The organism is Salipiger sp. PrR002, from assembly GCF_010500775.1.
Classification (GTDB): domain Bacteria; phylum Pseudomonadota; class Alphaproteobacteria; order Rhodobacterales; family Rhodobacteraceae; genus Salipiger.
Genome location: NZ_JAAGOU010000092.1, coordinates 1 through 1368 on the forward strand (window position 1 = coordinate 1; position 1368 = coordinate 1368).

Consider the following 1368-nt stretch of genomic DNA (forward strand, 5'->3'; position numbering starts at 1 on the left):
CCCGGACCTCTCCGAAGGTCGACGCTCCTACACCACGCGCGGGGGCACTATCCAACACTCCGTCGCAGCCGGCCTAGCAACAACTACAGCCTGCTCCTCACTTTGCGCCGAAGCAGTGCTCGGCCCTGCCCCACTTTGTCGATCATTTTGCCGATCATGATAATTATTCTGTCCGCACCTTCGCGGGCGAACTACCTGCCCTAGCTCAGTAGCGCATTCGCGGCCACCGCTTGATTTGGACGCCAGCGGACCTGTCGCAATTGGATTTTCTGGGCGGCCTCCCCCGTGCATCACGAGATCACTACTCCAGCACCGCATGACGACTCGACTCCGTCCAAGACTTGTAGGCGCTCGGGTATTTCGCGGCTTCTGTACTCTCAACCTGAATTGGGCCTTCCCAAGGCCTCTTGAAATGTCAGCATGGCACTATCTTGGTCGAGTGCTGCCAGCTTGATGTTCAGAACTCACGGACTGGGCCGCCGCAGTTTTGTGATGGACGTAAGACCGACACGTTTGAATTTCTCCACGAGCCGACTTCCAAGCCCTTGAAGGCGATCGCAGGCATCGCCACTTCCACCCGCGATGAGCCGGCTGGTCGGCGTCGGAGTTCAACATGGTCGAGACTTGGCTGCCGCTCATCGCGGGGTTTGTGTTGCTGGTTGCTGGCGGCGAGTTGCTGGTGCGGGGAGCGGTGCAGGCCGCGGAGCGGCTGGGTGTCTCACCTCTCGTCATCGGCCTCACGCTTGTCGGCTTCGGAACCTCGATGCCGGAGCTTGTGACCTCGGTGCAGGCCGGGCTCAGCGGCTCGCCCGGCATTGCCTATGGCAATATCGTGGGCTCCAACATTGCCAACATCCTGCTGATCGGCGGCATCTCGGCGTTGATCTGCCCGGTGATCGTTGCCGAGGCTGCGCTCCGGCGTGATGCGGCGCTGATGCTCGGGGTGGCGACGCTCTTCGCGGCGCTCGCGCTCGCGCTGCCCATGGGGCGCCTTCTCGGTGCGGGTTTTGTCGTGGGTCTGGTCGCCTATATTGTCATGGTCATCCGGCAGGAGCGCACAACGGGCGAACACGGCGCGATCCACGACAAGAGCGCGGCCCTTCTCCAGGCCGATCCCGGCCTTGGCGCCCCCTCACGTCGCCGGGGGCTGATCCTGCCGCTGCTGCTTGCTCTTGCCGGGCTTGGCCTCGTGGTGTTCGGCGGTGCGTTGCTGGTCGATGGGGCGGTCGCCCTGGCACGTGCCTTCGGCATCGGTGAGACGGTGATCGGCCTGACCATCGTTGCGGTCGGCACGTCGATGCCAGAGCTTGTGACTTCGGTGATCGCCGCGCTGAAGCGGCAGGGGGATGTGGCCTTCGGCAATATCGT

1 protein-coding gene is annotated in these 1368 nt (G+C 63.3%); it reads left to right on the forward strand.

Annotated elements, in window-relative coordinates; genetic code table 11:
* Window positions 1–613: 613 nt before the first annotated feature.
* On the forward strand, window positions 614–1368 hold a 755-nt coding region (locus tag G0A00_RS26265; RefSeq protein WP_164185622.1), incomplete at its 3' end, for a calcium/sodium antiporter.